Origin of the sequence: Rubrivirga sp. (genome assembly GCF_049648075.1) — a bacterium.
Lineage (GTDB): Bacteria > Bacteroidota > Rhodothermia > Rhodothermales > Rubricoccaceae > Rubrivirga.
In genome coordinates this window covers 1-1,577 of record NZ_JBARYR010000532.1, presented here as the reverse complement: position 1 = coordinate 1,577, position 1,577 = coordinate 1, and the positions used below count along the sequence as shown (strand labels likewise).

Here is a 1,577-nt window from a genome sequence, read left to right as displayed (position 1 = left end):
CGTTTCTTATTGCTGCTGAACCAAACAGAATTGTTGTTTTGGCTCAATTCTTGAAAAAAAGAAATAAAATCTGATGTAAACATATCGTGATTGATTGAAATTAGAGGTAATAGTTACTCCACCAACCCCCCCATCAACTGCTGCAACTGAAGTTGTGTTTTGTACAAATCTGCTTTCAATTGGTCGATGCGGAGCAGTACATTCAGGCGCGCCAATTCAGCATCACGGAGCGCTAGATTGTTGGCTTTCCCAACTAGAAATAACTCCTGTGCCTTTTCATACGCTGCCTCAAAAGTAGATAAATTGCGTTGCTCGCGTTCCAGTTGAGATTGAATCAATAAATAAGAATCGCGGGCTTGTAAGGCTTGCTTGAATAGATCGTTTTCGGTGAGTCGCTGTCGTTCGTTGGCGATGGACAAGTTGATTTTGGCATTTTGGATGCGATTATTGCGCACGCCGCCGTCGAATAAATTATAACTCGCACTCACACCGATGAGTACGCCTGCAGTATGAATTTCTGCCAACTGCTGTACATCATTTCGCTGAAAGTTGTAGCCCAAATTGGCGATAGCTCCAACGGTCGGCTTCCGATCCAATTCACTCAATTTAAGCTCTGTGCCAGCAATCGCAATACCAGCTTGACTCAGTTGAAGCTGTGGATTGTTGGCTTGAACACTCGCATAAATCTGCGCTACATCTGGTAGCACAAATGTATTGGCGATCTCTTGCGCAACGATGGTTTGGTCGAGTGGTGCGCCCATTAGGAAATTCAGTTCCTTCACTAAATTGGTGGTGGCTAAACGCACATCATCCAAAGCTGCTTCGTCTTGATTGAGCGCGGTTTGTAATTGTAAAATAGATAAGCTATTCGCTTTCCCGAACTGCTTACGATCTTCCATTTTTTGCAATCGGATTTCACTATTTTCAATATTGTCTGCTAGAAAAGCGGCTTGATTTTGTAGTTTCAAAACATCCAAATAGAGTTGCGTAACGCCTAGAACAGTTTGGTTAATCAGCACTTCTTGTTTGTTCCGTTCCAGTTTAGACAAGCCTTCTAGCAATAGCAAACGCGTATTGCCACGTCCGCCATCGTAGAGCAGATATTCTGCTTGAACACCTACGTTGGCGTTGATGGTTTCTACTCCAAATTCGTCAACATTGATGAATTCAGGAGACGGTTCGGGTTGAAAGGTGCGCAGTTTGACATCCGCATAATTGTTGAGGTACGAACCGCCAGCTACCGCATCAATCGTAGGAAGCAAACCAGCATTGGCTTTGAACACATTGTTTTGCGCCAGCTGTGTTTCTTGCCGCTGAATTTGGATGGACGGATTTTGCTCAATGGTCGAACGAATGGCTTCTTCAAGGGTCAATGTGGTTTGGGTGTATGCCATTTGACAAATGAATAAAAGCAAATAATTTACTATGATAGATCTCATTATAAATGATTTAAAAATAGTCAGAAGATGAGTTGGAGCAATTCTAAACTCGTATGATTCAAGTCATACGCTGGTGTTATGATTTTTGAGTTCAGAAGCTCCTCCATAACAAAAGTGTACGATTTCAGTCGTACCTTA

At 42.6% G+C, this 1,577-nt stretch carries 1 protein-coding gene; it reads right to left on the bottom strand.

Features of this window, described 5'->3' with window-relative positions; genetic code table 11:
- Nucleotides 1-113: 113 nt before the first annotated feature.
- Nucleotides 114-1,394: a TolC family protein gene (locus WBA11_RS14785; protein ID WP_424521430.1), complete on the bottom strand. Its 1,281-nt coding sequence runs from the start codon at nt 1,392-1,394 to the stop codon at nt 114-116.
- Between the last annotated feature and the right edge of the window lie 183 nt (nt 1,395-1,577).